The sequence below is a fragment of the Saccharopolyspora endophytica genome (assembly GCF_018070075.1).
Classification (GTDB): Bacteria; Actinomycetota; Actinomycetes; order Mycobacteriales; family Pseudonocardiaceae; genus Saccharopolyspora; species Saccharopolyspora endophytica.
Genome location: NZ_JAGPXE010000002.1, coordinates 318999 through 332214 on the forward strand (window position 1 = coordinate 318999; position 13216 = coordinate 332214).

At 69.4% G+C, this 13216-nt stretch carries 16 protein-coding genes; 2 read left to right on the top strand and 14 right to left on the bottom strand.

The features are described from left to right. Positions 1 to 7: 7 nt before the first annotated feature. Both KBO27_RS05605 and KBO27_RS05610 read right to left on the bottom strand, forming a co-directional pair. The gene (locus KBO27_RS05605) at positions 8 to 211 is read right to left on the bottom strand and encodes an MOSC domain-containing protein (protein WP_210968870.1); all 204 of its coding nucleotides are present in this window, start codon (positions 209 to 211) and stop codon (positions 8 to 10) included. 17 nt (positions 212 to 228) lie between these two features. Beyond that, entirely contained in the window at positions 229 to 1512 is a 1284-nt protein-coding gene (locus tag KBO27_RS05610) for an esterase-like activity of phytase family protein (RefSeq protein WP_246536321.1), read from the bottom strand. 94 nt (positions 1513 to 1606) lie between these two features. Between KBO27_RS05610 and KBO27_RS05615 the strand changes: the two genes are divergently transcribed. Beyond that, positions 1607 to 1807, top strand: a complete 201-nt coding sequence (locus KBO27_RS05615; RefSeq protein WP_210968872.1) for a hypothetical protein — start codon at positions 1607 to 1609, stop codon at positions 1805 to 1807. A 23-nt stretch (positions 1808 to 1830) separates the two neighbouring features. Here the strand turns inward: KBO27_RS05615 and KBO27_RS05620 are convergent, their stop codons facing one another. Then, positions 1831 to 2064 (bottom strand): hypothetical protein, encoded by a 234-nt coding sequence (locus KBO27_RS05620; protein WP_210968873.1) that lies wholly within the window; start codon positions 2062 to 2064, stop codon positions 1831 to 1833. A gap of 139 nt (positions 2065 to 2203) precedes the next feature. On the opposite strand from KBO27_RS05620, the gene KBO27_RS05625 reads away from it, so the two are divergent. After that, on the top strand, positions 2204 to 2872 hold the full coding sequence (locus KBO27_RS05625) for an NsdA family TPR-like regulatory protein (RefSeq protein ID WP_246536322.1): 669 nt from the start codon (positions 2204 to 2206) through the stop codon (positions 2870 to 2872). A 4-nt stretch (positions 2873 to 2876) separates the two neighbouring features. Here the strand turns inward: KBO27_RS05625 and KBO27_RS05630 are convergent, their stop codons facing one another. The 11 genes from KBO27_RS05630 to KBO27_RS34770 form a co-directional block, all read right to left on the bottom strand. Next, positions 2877 to 4334: an MDR family MFS transporter gene (locus tag KBO27_RS05630; protein ID WP_307870254.1), complete on the bottom strand. Its 1458-nt coding sequence runs from the start codon at positions 4332 to 4334 to the stop codon at positions 2877 to 2879. Positions 4335 to 4502: 168 nt separating this feature from the next. Further along, positions 4503 to 6335 (bottom strand): FAD/NAD(P)-binding protein, encoded by a 1833-nt coding sequence (locus tag KBO27_RS05635; RefSeq protein ID WP_210968875.1) that lies wholly within the window; start codon positions 6333 to 6335, stop codon positions 4503 to 4505. After that, a complete protein-coding gene (locus tag KBO27_RS05640) occupies positions 6332 to 7639 on the bottom strand; it encodes a cytochrome P450 (RefSeq protein WP_210968876.1) in 1308 nt (435 codons plus the stop codon). The genes KBO27_RS05635 and KBO27_RS05640 overlap by 4 nt, the downstream gene beginning before the upstream one ends. Further along, positions 7636 to 8574, bottom strand: a complete 939-nt coding sequence (locus KBO27_RS05645) for an ACP S-malonyltransferase (RefSeq protein ID WP_210968877.1) — start codon at positions 8572 to 8574, stop codon at positions 7636 to 7638. The genes KBO27_RS05640 and KBO27_RS05645 overlap by 4 nt, the downstream gene beginning before the upstream one ends. 36 nt (positions 8575 to 8610) lie before the next feature. Next, entirely contained in the window at positions 8611 to 9504 is an 894-nt protein-coding gene (locus KBO27_RS05650) for a DUF4429 domain-containing protein (RefSeq protein ID WP_210968878.1), read from the bottom strand. A gap of 149 nt (positions 9505 to 9653) precedes the next feature. After that, positions 9654 to 9851, bottom strand: a complete 198-nt coding sequence (locus KBO27_RS05655) for a hypothetical protein (protein WP_132675400.1) — start codon at positions 9849 to 9851, stop codon at positions 9654 to 9656. 105 nt (positions 9852 to 9956) lie between these two features. Next, entirely contained in the window at positions 9957 to 11453 is a 1497-nt protein-coding gene (locus KBO27_RS05660) for an MFS transporter (protein ID WP_307870255.1), read from the bottom strand. Positions 11454 to 11457: 4 nt separating this feature from the next. Then, a complete protein-coding gene (locus KBO27_RS05665; protein ID WP_210968880.1) occupies positions 11458 to 12639 on the bottom strand; it encodes an MFS transporter in 1182 nt (393 codons plus the stop codon). Positions 12640 to 12806: 167 nt separating this feature from the next. Then, the gene (locus tag KBO27_RS34760) at positions 12807 to 12890 is read right to left on the bottom strand and encodes a SapB/AmfS family lanthipeptide (RefSeq protein ID WP_210969238.1); all 84 of its coding nucleotides are present in this window, start codon (positions 12888 to 12890) and stop codon (positions 12807 to 12809) included. A 63-nt stretch (positions 12891 to 12953) separates the two neighbouring features. Then, positions 12954 to 13037 (bottom strand): SapB/AmfS family lanthipeptide, encoded by an 84-nt coding sequence (locus tag KBO27_RS34765; protein WP_132675456.1) that lies wholly within the window; start codon positions 13035 to 13037, stop codon positions 12954 to 12956. A 63-nt stretch (positions 13038 to 13100) separates the two neighbouring features. Next, positions 13101 to 13184 (bottom strand): SapB/AmfS family lanthipeptide, encoded by an 84-nt coding sequence (locus KBO27_RS34770; RefSeq protein WP_132675456.1) that lies wholly within the window; start codon positions 13182 to 13184, stop codon positions 13101 to 13103. Positions 13185 to 13216: the final 32 nt, after the last annotated feature.

Here is a 13216-nt window from a genome sequence, read left to right on the forward strand (position 1 = left end):
CGGGTGATCAGCCGAGCGCTTCGCGTACCGAACGTGGAATCGACTGCAACAGGGCGGGTTCGAGCGTCAGCGCGCGGAAAGCGAGGGCGACCGTGGCGCGGTGGTCGGGCCGGTGGGCCACCTCCACCGAGTCGCCGGGTCGCACGTCGCCCGGCTCGATGACGCGCAGGTACGCTCCGGGTTTTCGCCGCCCGCAGGAACTGCGCGACACTCTTCAACCTCTGCGCATCAGTCGTTGAGCTTGGTCATGTCGATCTTGAGGAACTCTCCGTCGTCCTGGGTTCCGTCGGGGAGGGTCTTCGGCTTGAGCTGGTAGGGCGGGGTGTCGTTGGTGACGCCGTCGATGCCGAAGTCGCTGTCGTTGCTGATCACGATCGTCCGGCCGCCGTCGCGGACTGCGACGCCCTCGATCTTGTCGTGGTTGAAGACACCGGTCTCGGTGATGAGGGCGTCGAGGTCGAGGAACAGGTCCTTCGACACCGGCTTGATCCCCGCCTCGTCGAGGGCCTTCTTCGCGTCAGCGGTGCTCTTCGCACCCACGTGGGCTTCGATGCTCTTGCCGTCGACGTCGCGTCCCTGGACGTCCGTGGCGCCGGTGAGGTCGATCTTGAACAGCTTCTTGTGCGCGCCGGGACCGAGATCGCCGTCGCGCTCGTCGACGACGAACTCCGTGCTGCTCAGCGCAGTGATCTCGCTGACCGCGCCCTCGTTGTCCTTCGGGTCGTCGAGCAGGTAGACGTGCTCGTGGGTGGCCCTGGTCGCGAGGTCGTAGGTGACGATGCGGGTGACGGTCACCTCGTCCTGCTCGACGGTCAGGTCGGGCTGCTGGAGCGCGGACTGCATCATCCCGACCAGCGTGCGGCCGTCCGGCGTGATCGTGAGCCCTTCCATGCCCTGGTTCGGGGCGCGGTGGGCGAGCTCGGCGGGAAGGCCGCCGTTGAACGGCGAGACGCGCTCGATGGCGCGGCCGTCGGCGCCGAAGCGGGTGATGAACGGGCCGTACTCGTCGGAGATCCAGAACGTGCCGTCCGGCAGCGCGACCAGCCCTTCCGGGTCGTAGCCGTTCGGATCCGGATCGAGGGGCTTGCCGTCGCGGTCGACGATCGTCTCACCGGTGCTCGCCTCGCTGTTGAGACGCCCGGAATAGGGCGTGCCGTCGGCTGCCCGGAGCGGGATGGTGCTTTCGAGCTCGGCCTTGCCGTCGACGAGCTTGAAGCGGCCGATCGCCGGCGTGAAGTCCGGGATCGGTTCCACCTTCACGTCGTTCGGGCCGTCCACGTTCGGGCCGCGATCGGTGATGCCGTAGTACTCGTCCGGCGAACCCGGCACCGGGAACAACGACGACCCGTACGCCCCGCCGGAGATCTCCACCCCGTCGATCGTCGCCAACGGCGGCAGGTCCGTTCGGTACAGCTCGACCGCATCGCCCTCGTCACGAGCGAGAGCTGCTCCGCTCGTCACCAGCGCCGCGACCAGCGCAGCCGAAACCGAAGCGGCAGCAAGACGATTCATGGACGGAAGTCTTTCCCCGGAAGATGAACGCAACGGTGAACACACGGCCAACCATCGGCGACGAGCCCGGGTGGGCGGCGTATGTTGCGACAACATGACCGCTTCGGCTGACCACACTCAGCGCTACTTGCGGACGAGACTCCAGCGACCCACCCGCCTGTTCGTCTCGCCCAGCGAGTTCGCCGCGGCCTCCCGAACGACGCCTGCTCCTGTGCTGGAAGCCTTCCGAGCCGATCAGGACATCGTCGATCAGGGGCAGAATGCCCCTTTGACCGATGAACAGCAGAGCGTCTGACACCATCACCGGCTTCGACAGGGTCACGGGCTCGTCGTCTGCTTGAGGGTTTCGTTGCATTCCGGGCAGGTCGGAGCGTGGATCCAGTCGAATTCGGAGGGCTTCGCCAGGGCGAAAGTTCGTTCGCAGACCGAGAGCGCGGACGGGCCGGAGTCGGCGGCGATACCGAAGAATGCGTGGCGGACCAAGCCGTACGAGCTGGCTTCGTCCGGGACGGGACGCCAGAAGTAGCGCAGCCAGGTTCGCGAGTTCGCCATGAGAGTTCCCATCGATGTCGTGGCATTGCGTCGAGGTCGGGGACCCTTGCCGAGGATCTTCCTGTGAGTAGTTTCGTGAACACGGATGGTGATCAGTGGGCTTTGGCCGTTCACAGGGGTTCACTGCGAGGTGGAGCTGATGGCGACTGGTGCGGAGTTGCGGGCTGCGCGGGAAGCGGCGGGGCTGAGCCTGTCGCGGATGGCTCAGCGGACACATTTCGCGAAGTCGTACCTGAGCATGGTCGAAACGGGAAAACGAGCAGTGGCGCAGGACGTGATCAGCGCCTACGAGCAAGTGCTCGGTGTGCCGTTGCAGTCCGACGCTGGTGATCCGGTGCGGGTCGCGCACGAGTGGCTCGTGGGGGAGTCACCGATGGCCGCGCATGTCCGATCCGGTCGGCGGGTGGGGGTTTCGCTGGCGGAGGAGCTCGAAGCGCGGGTCGTGGAGCTGCGGCATCTTGATGACGTGGTCAGCAGCGGGGTTCTCCGCCGAGGCGATGCCGGGTCCGAGCCGGAGTGGGTCTACTGGCTCAACCAGGCGGAGATCGACGTCATGGCCGGTCGGTGCCTGATCGAACTGGGTCGCCCCGCCGACGCCGAGCCCCTTCTGGCCAACGCCGTCGCGAGCTACCCGGCCGAGCACGCCAGGGAGGTGGCGCTGTACCTGACGTGGTTGGCCGAATCCCATGCGAGGACCGGTGACCTGGACGCCGCGCGCGACGTCGTGGAGCGGGCGCAGCGACACGCGGCCACCATGCCCTCGGCCAGGGCCGAGGGCCGCCTGGACTCGGTCGCGCGGTTGCTCTGACGGGTCAGGCCGTCGTGGTGGCTTCGTCGGGTTGTTCGACCTGGGTGGTGGGGCGCTTCGGGTGGTCTGTCGGCATGAGGAACGCCAGGACCACGAGGGCTGCGGCGACGAGGAACAGCAGGCCGAAGACGACGTGCACCGCTGCCATCAGACCTGGTCCGGCGGGGGTGCCGTCGGGGCCGACGGTGGTGCGGGCGTTGACGATGGCGCCGCAGACCGCCACGCCCACCGCTGAGCCCAGCGAGCGGGCGAACATGTTGATTCCGGTGACGGCGCCGCGCTCGGTGAACGCGGCCGCGGACTGCGAGGCGATGAGCGTGGGCACCGCGGTCAGGCCCATGCCGAGGCCGACGACGAAGGTGAAAGCGCCGATCATGAACACGGTCGAGCTCTCGCCCAGCAGCAGCGTCAGGCCGGTGCCCACGAGCACCAGGGCCGAACCGATCATCGACGTGTAGCGGAACCCGAGGTTGAGGTAGACGCGTCCGGCGTTGGTGGCGGCGAGCGGCCAGCCGACCGTCATGGCGGCCAGGGCGAAGCCGGCGATCAGCGGTCCGACGCCGAGCACGCCTTGGGCGTAGATCGGCACGTAGGTGGACAGGCCCAGCACGATCACGCCCACCAGCAGCGCGACGGCCGTCGGGACGCCGATCACGCGGCGGCGCAGCAGTCGCAGGTTCAGGATCGGGTGCGCCGAGCGCAGCGCGTGCGCGGCGAACGCCGCGAGCAGCAGCACGGCCGCCACGAAGATCAGCACCGACGGCACCGACATCCACGCCCAGCTGGTGCCACCTTCGAGCAGGCCGAGCAGCACGAGCGTGCTGCCGCCGGTGAGCAGCGCGGCGCCGAGGTAGTCGATCGGTTCGCGGTCGCCCTCACGCGCGGACTCGTGGTACTTGAGCACCAGCATCGCCGCCGCCGCGAAGCACAGCGGCAGGTTGATCCAGAAGATCCAGCGCCAGCTGATGAACTCGCTGAACACACCGCCCAGCGTCGGGCCGACGACCGACGAGATCGCCCACACCGAGGCCAGGTAGCCCTGCGTCTTCGCCCGCTCCTCGAGCGTGTAGATGTCGGCGGCGATGGTCAGCGAGACGGGCATCACCGCGCCCGCGCCCAGCCCCTGCAGCACCCGGCCGACGATCAGCGCGGGCATCGACCAGGCCACACCGCACAGCACCGATCCGATCAGGAAGAACCCGACCCCCGCGAGCATCAGGCGCTTGCGGCCGAGCACGTCGGCGAGCCTGCCGAACAGCGGCGTGCTCACGGCCTGCGCGAGCAGGTAGGCGGAGAACAACCACGGGACCTGGGCGAAGCTGCCGAGATCGCGGGCGATCGTGGACGACGCGGTGGCGATGATCGTCGCGTCCAGCGCCACCAGGGCCGTGGACAACATCAGCGCGAGCAGGATCGGGCCGCGCTCGGAGCGCAGCCCGACACCGGAAGACGAGACAGGCACGACTCCTGAAGGTACCGGCGCTCGGAAATATTCCGCGTCGTCGTGAAGGCGTCCGTTTTCACCGGGTTTCGCGGAGTTCTCCGGGACGGTGGCGGTTGTGGCTCGAACTGTCCGGACAAAAGGGAAATCGATCGCGGACGGTTCGAACCAGGACCGCCCGCGGTCGCGTCACCGGGTCGCGGTGGTGAGGGTGGGGTGCAGCGCGGTGCGGGCGAGGAGGTCGCTGCCCGCGAAGAAGCCCGAGGTGCCCGGCCCGCTGGCGGAGGTGTGCACGCCGGCGACGTAGGGGCCGATGGCGAACCTGCTCGGGTGCGGCGAGCCGTCGGCGCGCAGCAGCCGGTGGTCGCAGGCCAGAACGCTGATCTTCCCCGTGGTGTGCTCGGAACCGTCCTGGTCGCGGTGCGCCAGGGGAGCGCACTCGCCTCGCTCGAAGAGCCGCCGCAGCAGGTCGTCGTCGGTGTCCAGCAGCGATGGCGTGCGCAGCCGCGACTCGACCAGGCAGCGGGCCTCCACGACGTCCGGCGTCAGCGAACCGGTGGCGCGGAAGGCACCGCGTTCGGCGCGCACCTCCGTGCCCGGGCCGAGGAAGCGGACCACGCCCGCGCGCGAGAGGGCGAGCAGTTCGGCCAGCCTGCGCGGCGGCGGGCCGCTGGTGAGGTAGCTCAGCACCGGCAGGAAACCGTTCTCCAGCTCCACCACCAGCGAGCGCGGGGTGAGGTCGTCGGCCTCCACCAGCTCGAACAGCACCCCGACCGCCGAGAGCAGGCCTCGCACGGCGGCCAGCTCCGGGCTGAACGCCGGATCTCCGCGACGCCGGAGGTCGTCGGCGACGTGACCGCGGATCGCTTCCTGCAGGTCCTCACCCGCGGTGTCGAGGTGGCGGTCCAGCAGGCCCCAGGAGAACCGGTCGCGCTCCTCGGGCACGCTCTTCGCGACCAGCTCGTCCCACTCCCGGCCACCCCAGTCGAGGCCGGCCAGCGCCTCGGAGAACTCCCACCAGCCGCAGCGCACGCGATCCGGGCGGGTCCGGAAGAACTCGTGGTAGTAGGCACCCGCCACCTCCTTCATCAGCAGCGGCAGCAGGTCCCGCTCGAACTCCACCGGAACGCCGCGAGCGCGCGCGGCCTCGGCGGTGAAGAACCGGGGCAGCGGGGGAGGGTCGAGCTCGTAGCCGAACTTCGCGCGGTAGGGCAGACCGCGCCGGGAACCGACGTGCAGCACCGGTTCCCGCCCGCACGGCACGTACCGCAAGCCGTGGTCGGGGTCGGGTTCGAACCGGCCGCCCCGGCCCTCGCACAGCAGCGCCATGCAATCGATGAAGGTCAGCCCGAAACCCCGCAGCAGCACCGGTTCACCCGCCGGAACCGAACGCAGCCGCGCTTGATCGAAATAACCCGAGGGGAAGTACTGCAACCCGTGCCGCTCGGCGAAGGCGGACAGCTCGCGCTCCTCGTCGGTGGCCCGGGCCTCGAAGTTGCCCTGGGCGAGCACGACCCGGTCCACCACCAGCCGAGACCCGTTGGCCAACGTCACCAGCTGCTCGCCGTCCGGCCCGTCGCCGAGGTCGGTTGCGCGGGTCCGGTGCACCACCACCCGCACCGAGTCGGGCGCCGTCGCCACCACTCGGTCGAACACCCACGAGAAGTACGCACCGACCAGCGGGCGGGGCGCGAAGGACCGCCCGGTCAGCCGCTGCGCGATCGCGGCGAGCTCACCCGAGAGCTCGTGCGGGGCGACCGCCGTCAGCCACTCCTCGAAGGTCGGCAGCGCACCGGCGCCTCCCGGCCGCGCGGTGTCCGGACCGGTGAACATCCGCACGTCGGCGACCGTGGAGTTCATCCACAGCAGGTCGGATTGCGCTCGTCGCCAGATCCGCCCGGGGCCCGGCGGGAACGGGTCGACCACGTGGATCTCCAACGGCCGGTCACCGGCCCACGCGCACAGCCGTTCCAGCACCGACGTACCGCGCGGACCCGCACCGATCACGCAGACCGCGGTCATGCCGCGCTGCGCAGCCGCCGCACGGTCACGGTCGCGAAATCGCCCGGCACCCGAGTGACGTGCCGCGGCACCGCGCTCTCCGCCGGGGCGTCGGTCGCCTCGAACTCGAAGCGGCGCAACAACTCCCGCAACACCACCCGGGACTCCACCTGGGCGAAGGTGGCGCCCAGGCAGCGCCGGTTGCCGATGCCGAACGGGACCCAGTCCGCCAGCGCACCCCGCTGCAGGAACCGCTCGGGCCGGAAGGCCTCGGGATCCGGGAAGGCATCGGTGGAGGAGTGCAGCAGCTCGATGCTCGGCCACAGATTGGTGCCCGCCGGCATCCGATAACCCGCGAACTCGGCCTCGCGCGAGAGCTTCCGGCCGACCTCCGGGACGACCACCCGGGCGCGCAGCGCTTCCTTGATCACCGCGTCCAGGTAGGTGTCGTCGTCCTCGTCAGCGGCCTGCTGCGCCTCGGCCAGCACCTCCGGGTGGCGGACCAGCCGTTCCAGGCACCACGCCAGACCGGTCGCGGTCGTCTCGTGCCCGGCCAGCAGCAGCGTGATCAGCTGATCGCAGATGTTCTCGTCGGACATCCACCCGCCCTCGGCATCCGAGGCGCGCAGCAGCATCGCCAGCACGTCCGTGCGCTCGTCGAGCCGCGGATCGCTGCGGTGGGCGGCGATCTGCTCGCGCAGCAGGGCGTCGGCGCGGTCGCGCGGCCGCTTGCGGCGGAGCCGAGCCGGGTGCAGCCTCGGGAACCGGTCGTAGCCGGGCAGCAGGTCGAACACGCTCCCGGTGCGCAGCAGTCGCAGGACCGCGGTCTGCACGCGCTCCTTGCGCTCGGGGTCGTCGAGGCCCATCACGTTGCGGGAGATGACCTCCAGCGAGATGGCCTGCATGTGCGGCAGCGCCCGCACGGGCTCGCCCACCGGCCAGGTCGTGAGGTTGGCGGCGGTGATCTCGCGCATCAGCTCGACCTGGTCGCGGACCGCCTTGCCGTGGAACGCGGGCATCATCAGCGCGCGGGTGCGGGCGTGCTCGTCGTCGTCGATCACGAACACTGACCGGCGGCCCAGCACCATCTCGGCGAAGCTGTTGGAACGACCGGCCTGGAACACCGACGCGTCGCTGCGCACCAGAGCTTTGACGTCGTCGTGGCCGGCGAGGAAGACGATCGTGCCGAACGGCCACACCCGCACGGTGAACCTGTCGCCGAACTCGCCGCGGCAGCGCTGCACGAACTCCGCCGGGGACTTCCAGTACCGCCACGTCTGGGCCCAGGAGGAGGCCGCGGGGCCGGGGGGTAATCGCGTGCTCATCGGGGAACTCGATTCGCGGTCGCCGCGGCCTCGTGGTCCGCGACCTTCTTCGGGGTGATCACGTCGGTCGGCAGCGCGTTGTTGGTGATCCGGGCGAACATGTTGCGCGGGCCGATGATGTGCGCGTGCTCGGCGCGGGCGGTGCGCATGCCCTCGACCACCGTGCTCCAGTGCACCGGGGTCACCCACCCGTCGAGCAGGTCCTGCTTGATCTCCTCGGGATCCGACAGCAGCTCGCCGGTGACGTCCGAGAGCATCGGCCACTTCGGGGACCGCCACGTGACCCGGTCGTACACCTCGGTTTCCAGCCGGTCGCGCAGCGGCCGGACGCTGCCGCAGTGCTCCGAGCGGTTCATCGTGTAGAAGGGGTACCCACCGGCCTCGCGAACGCGCTTCTCCAGCAGCTCGAGGTCGGCGAGGGTGCCGGACACCGCGTGCACGGTGTCGTCGAGGTAGATCGACACCTCCGCGTCGTGCCCATCGGAGCGGAAGGCGTCCACCAGCTCGTCGACCTGCCGGGAGTTGAGCCGGTAGAAGAACAGGCAGCCCAGCGGTTCCGGCTGCGCCTCGAAGTACTCGATCTCCACCTTCGCGCTGCTGCGAACCAGTTCCAGACCGTCCACGTAGGACAGGGAGCCGCTGAAGACCGCTGCGTTGATGGCGCCGAAGCTCTGGCCGCCGCACAGCACCGGGTTGATCTCGACGTGGTCGAGCGCCCAGTCCGCGAGCGCGAGCGTCAACGCCATGAAACCGGACTCGTAGACCTCCCAGTCGTAGACCTCGGCCTTGGCGTAGGAGTCCAGCAACGAGTAGCCGAGGACCTCGTCGGCGACCTCGATCCTGCGACGGGCGTAGTCGCTGGTGCGGAGGAAGTCCTCGACCGAGGAGAACTTCGTCGGCACCAGGCCCGGGAAGTAGAGCGCATCACGGCGCACCGGAATTCACCTCTCTGGCTTGGTTTGTCGCCGCGATCAGAGCCGGTCGAGCAGTTCGCGCTTCTTCTGCTCGAACTCCGCCTGGGTGAGGATGCCGTCGGCGTGGAGCTGCCCCAGCTCGCGGATCGTCGCGAGGATCTCCTCGCGCGACATGCCGGGCTGCTGCGGCGCTGCGGGCAGCATCAGCCGATCCGCCGAGGTGCCCAGGGCGGTCGCGCCCGGCTGCGCCTGCTGGATCGCGGCCAGCACGGCCGCGGCGAACGGCAGGGAGTTGGCCGTGGTGCCGAAGCCGAAGCCGAACAGCAGGGACCGGATGTTGTCGGCGGGCGGGGTGTCGGATCGCTCTCCGCGCGGCAGCAGCAGGAGGTGACCCGAGGTCAGGCCCGGCCTGACCCATTCGACGCCGGCCAGCTCGGTGAGCTCGTGGCGCCGCCTCGGCGAGCGGTGCTTGACCTTGGAGGCGTCCGGGTGCCACTGGAACTCGACGGCCGAGCCGTCGAAGGTCGCCTCCCCGTCGTAGCCCTTGAGCCGCCGAGGGGACTGGTCGACCTCGACGAGGAAGTGCGGCGCGGGAGAATCGGAATCGGGGTTCAGATCGCAGTGGTCGTTGATGTGGTCGGCGTAGTAGGCCGCCAATTCCTGCTGATTCGGCTCCAGTTCGATCTGGTGCGGTTCGGAATCGTCGGAGAGCTGGCCTGCGGCGACTTCGGTGAGCGGGTCGGCTCCGGGGCGCAAGTGCAGGGTCAGCTGCGGATTTCCGTCACCGCCCGCCGAGCTGGCGCGCGAAATGGCTCGGTACGGGATGGTCCGGTGCTTGAGCTTGCGCAGCAGTCGGGGATGACCGAGTCCGCTCGAATAATTGATCTCGATTCGATCGTCTTCGAATACCCAGGTGGCATTCGTTCCCGTCAGTTCCAGCCCCAGTCCCATGTGATCAACCTACTCGGATCGGCATTGCCCGCCAAGGATTTCGAAGTGCTTTCGGGGTTGTGAGGGGTTGTCGCCGAATAGGTGTTCGCGAGTCGGTGGCCGCCGCCGCGACCACCGACTCCGCACGACTCGTTCCCCCCAGTCGAGGCTCAGTCGAGCTTCTTCTTCTCCGGGAAGAAGATCGCGGCGATGGCGAAGAGGATCTCGATGCCACCGATGATGGCGAGGACGTTGCCCACAGTCCGCAATTCGAACGGACCGAACTCGGTCTCGCCCCCGTAAACCCTCAGCATGATGCCCGCCACCAGCATCACCGTGCCGAGGGCTATGTACTTCGCGTTCGACATGAATCCTCCGTGCTGAATCACATTGATGATCGCGATCTTAGCAGCGACCGCGTCTGGAAAATGCGGTTTTGCTCTTTGTTCCGAGGTTTTCCGGACGATGCGGGATCACGTCCGCCATCGCATCGTCGTCAGGTGCGAGGAGTTGATTCGCGGAATCGGCTGGGTGAGTCCGGCGTCGGCGGACAGCATCCACACGCGATGTCCCGGGTTCACATGGGGAATTCTGGGAATGGGCCGGGTTGCCGCCTGGTCGAACCGGTGCCGAACGGGCCGGGTGGCCTCGTCGAGGCGCGGGATCTCGCGGGTCACCTCGCTGTGGTCGACGCGCATCGCGTCGAGCTTGTGCAGGTGCCGGACGAAGATCAGCGCGACCGCCAGGGCGAGGTAGCAGCAACCCAGCACCAGCATCGTGACCCGAACGCCCACCGAGCTGATCAATCCCGTCGCGGCGGCGACCGCCAGCGGTGCCGGCGCGCTCAGCACGGTGTTCGCGATGCTGATGACCCGGCCGAAGATCCGCTTGGGAACGCGTTCCTGCAACGCGGCCATGTAGAGCATGTCCAGCGGACTGGTCACCACGCCCGCCGCCGCCATCAGCGCGAACGCGGGTACGGCGCTGAGCTCCAGCGCCATCAGCAGCACGAGTCCGGCGAACGCGAGGTAGACGCCGAGGTAGGTCCGGCGCTTCGGCAGCGTGTGCCCGATGACGCCGTAGCCGATCGTGCCGACCAGCGATCCGATGCCGAACGCGCTGATCAGGCCGCCGTAGAGGGCGGGCTCGTGGAGCACTTCCGCGGCGTAGGCGGTCAGCCCGATCGAGGCGAAGCTGGTGTCGAACGCGGCGAACAGCATCGTCGCGATCACCAGCGTGCGCAGCAGCTTGTCCTGGAACAGGTAGCGCAGCCCGACGCGGAACCGCCGGAAGTACCCCACGCCGTCTTCGAACCCGTCCCGCTCCGGCTCGCCCGCACCGCCCTGGGAGGCGCGCGCGAACAGCAGCAGGACCGCGGTGCCGAGCATCCCGGTGGCGGCGTTGAGCAGGATCGTCCACTCGCTGCCCGCGAACGCCGCGATCCCGCCCGCGGCCAGCGGCCCCACCAGGTTCGACGCGGCGGTGACCGTGCGCAGCGTCGCGTTGGCGCGTTCCAGCGGGACCCCGGCCTGCCCGGCCAGGTGCGGGACCATGCCGAAGATCGCCACCCGGCCGGGTTCGTCGGCGACGCTGCGGACCAGCGCGAGCAGCAGCAGGAGCGAGGGCGACAGCAGCCCGGCGATGTGCAGCAGGTACACGGACAGGGTGGTGCCCGCTGCGAAGACGCTGGAGCCGAGCATGCTGACGCGGAAGCCGATCCGGTCGATCAGCGGCCCCTGCAGCAGACCGGTGACCACCGAGCCGCCGACGCTGACCGCTGCGATCCACCCGGTCAGCGCCAGGTCATGCGTGGTCTCCAGGACGAACAGCGGCAACGCGGAGGTGCCGATGACGTCGCCGATGACGTTGATCGACGAACCGGTGAGCAAACCCCGGTACGGACCGCGTCTGAGCGGAGGTTTCCTCAACCGCACCGTGGGCGCGTCGGCAGAGGCTCGCGACGGTCGCACGGCCTCACCCGCCGGTGTCCGGTGCGGCGGCGGTGCTGCTCAGCGAACGCCAGGCGAGCGGGACGGTGGCGGCGGTGACCGCGAGCGCCACGGCCAGAGCGGTGCCGGACAGGGCGATCCCGCTGGTCTGGTAGAGGACGCCGATGGCCGCGGAGCCCGCGGTGACCCCGGCCAGCTGCGCGCTCTCGTAGTGGCCGATCCGCCGTCCCATCCGGGTGCCCGCGCCTTCTGAAACCGCCGACTGCTCGGCGGGAATCGCGATGCCGAGCGCGGCAGCGGCGACGATCCACACGACGCTGAGCACCCACGGTTCGGGGGCCGCGGCGAGCACCCCGGTGACCAGCGCGCCGGCCAGCAGCGCGAGCATCACCGCCTGGCGCTTGCCGATCCGCGCCACCACCCGGTGGGCGATGCTCGGCACCAGGATGAACGCGATGAAACCCGGTGCCAGCGCGGACGCGATGGCGTAGGGGCCGTAGTGGTGGGCGGTCTGCAGGTGCAGCAGGAGCAGCAGGGCCATGGCGGCCTCCAGCGCTGCCGTCACGCCGCAGATCACCAGGAACGGCAGCACGGCCCTCGCCGGAGCGGGTTCCTGCGGGGTCTGGGGCGCTGCTACCCCGGTGCCGCCCGTGGCGGAGCCCAGCAGCACGGCGGCGATCAGCGCTGAGGCGGCGCCGAGGGCGAAAACCGCGGGATAGCCGAGGTCTTCGAGCACGGTGAAGCACAGCACGTAGGCGACGAGCTGACCCGTGCCCTCGAACGACAGCAGCCGCCCGAATCCCCGGCCGTCGTCGCCGTCCGACCGGTCGCCGACCCAGCTGCGGACGCCGACCCAGAACAACGCCCCGCCGATGCCGCTGAGCGCCGCCATCGCGTACGCGGGCAGCAGGCCGCCACCGAGCGCGAACCCGGCCAGCGCACCGGCTTGCACCACGGCCCCCGCGGCGGCCACCACGAGCTTGTTGCCGCGATCGGCGAGCGAACCGCTCAGCGGCCGGGCCAGCAGTGCCGCCAGCGCGCACACCGCGACCAGGACGCCGGCTTCGCCGGGCGTGGCCGCCAGCACGGCCCCGGCGTAGAGCGGGAGCAGGAAGTCGAGCACCGCCATCGGACCGCCGGCGAAGGCGGCCGAGTGCAGCACTCGTTCTGTGCGGCCGAATCGCCGGCGTTCGGCGCTGTTGGTCATGGCGGTCCCGTTTCCCGTCGGAGGTGCGTATTTGTGGAGATCAACTCGCGGGACAGTATTGCCGATCCGGGCGATCCCGGTGGTCGGCAACGGCGATTCCGCCGGCCCGTCCGCGAGGGCCGGACCGGCGGAACGCCAGGTGCTTCAGCAGTTCACAGCGAAGTGCTTCAGCAGTTCGTGCTCTGCGTGCTGCCGGGGACAGAGGCCTCGGCCGCGGTGGTCTCCAAGGCTTGGAGGTCGAGGATGGACATCTGAAATCACCACCTATCGTGTTTTTCGGTGTTCACTCATCGCGTGTGCGGCGATGGAGTGGGTCAGCAGTTGGTGCTCGCGGTGCTGCCGGGGACGGCGGCCTCGGCCGCGGTGGTCTCCAGGGCTTGGAGGTCGAGGATGGACATCTGTGATCACCACCTATCGTGTCTTTTGGTGTTCACTCATCGCGTGTGCGGCGATGGAGTGGGTCAGCAGTTGGTGCTCGCGGTGCTGCCGGGGACGGCGGCCTCGGCCGCGGTGGTCTCCAGGGCTTGGAGGTCGAGGATGGACATCTGTGATCACCACCTAACGTGTCTTTCGGGTT

Coding starts and splice junctions, on each gene's coding strand:
- KBO27_RS34770 (WP_132675456.1), bottom strand. CDS start 13,184: ATGTCCATCCTCGACCTCCAAGCCCTGGAGACCACCGCGGCCGAGGCC.
- KBO27_RS05620 (WP_210968873.1), bottom strand. CDS start 2,064: ATGGCGAACTCGCGAACCTGGCTGCGCTACTTCTGGCGTCCCGTCCCG.
- KBO27_RS05615 (WP_210968872.1), top strand. CDS start 1,607: ATGACCGCTTCGGCTGACCACACTCAGCGCTACTTGCGGACGAGACTC.
- KBO27_RS05635 (WP_210968875.1), bottom strand. CDS start 6,335: ATGACCGCGGTCTGCGTGATCGGTGCGGGTCCGCGCGGTACGTCGGTG.
- KBO27_RS05655 (WP_132675400.1), bottom strand. CDS start 9,851: ATGTCGAACGCGAAGTACATAGCCCTCGGCACGGTGATGCTGGTGGCG.
- KBO27_RS05640 (WP_210968876.1), bottom strand. CDS start 7,639: ATGAGCACGCGATTACCCCCCGGCCCCGCGGCCTCCTCCTGGGCCCAG.
- KBO27_RS34760 (WP_210969238.1), bottom strand. CDS start 12,890: ATGTCCATCCTCGACCTCCAAGCCTTGGAGACCACCGCGGCCGAGGCC.
- KBO27_RS34765 (WP_132675456.1), bottom strand. CDS start 13,037: ATGTCCATCCTCGACCTCCAAGCCCTGGAGACCACCGCGGCCGAGGCC.
- KBO27_RS05625 (WP_246536322.1), top strand. CDS start 2,204: ATGGCGACTGGTGCGGAGTTGCGGGCTGCGCGGGAAGCGGCGGGGCTG.
- KBO27_RS05610 (WP_246536321.1), bottom strand. CDS start 1,512: ATGAATCGTCTTGCTGCCGCTTCGGTTTCGGCTGCGCTGGTCGCGGCG.
- KBO27_RS05650 (WP_210968878.1), bottom strand. CDS start 9,504: ATGGGACTGGGGCTGGAACTGACGGGAACGAATGCCACCTGGGTATTC.
- KBO27_RS05665 (WP_210968880.1), bottom strand. CDS start 12,639: ATGACCAACAGCGCCGAACGCCGGCGATTCGGCCGCACAGAACGAGTG.